The organism is Priestia sp. SIMBA_032, assembly GCF_046535215.1.
Taxonomy (GTDB): domain Bacteria; phylum Bacillota; class Bacilli; order Bacillales; family Bacillaceae_H; genus Priestia; species Priestia aryabhattai.
This window is the reverse complement of sequence record NZ_JAWRXD010000662.1, coordinates 1-272: the sequence shown is the minus strand read 5'-3', so window position 1 is coordinate 272 and position 272 is coordinate 1. Positions and strand designations below refer to the sequence as shown.

Here is a 272-nt window from a genome sequence, read left to right as displayed (position 1 = left end):
CATGAGCTCCGCTTGCGGAACCACGCCCACGTGGCGACGAGGGTGAGCGCTGTCCACAAAGCCGAGAGCGACTCGGTGAGCATGCCCCCGTTGAACATCATGAGCTGATAGCTCGCGTTGACGAGGATCATCACGGTGACGGCGACCCCGTTGCCGAAACGACGACGGAGGATCTGGGTGAACACGACCGTCATCACCAAGGTGATGAGCAGTACCGTCCCTGCAAGACCGAACGGGCCGAAGAGACGAACCGGGAGTGCGGCGAGAGCAGG

1 protein-coding gene is annotated in these 272 nt (G+C 62.5%); it reads right to left on the bottom strand.

Going from position 1 to position 272, the window contains the following annotated elements; all coding sequences use genetic code 11:
* Nucleotides 1-272: hypothetical protein (locus tag SB717_RS35905; protein WP_410907754.1), on the bottom strand; the 272-nt coding region annotated here is incomplete at both ends.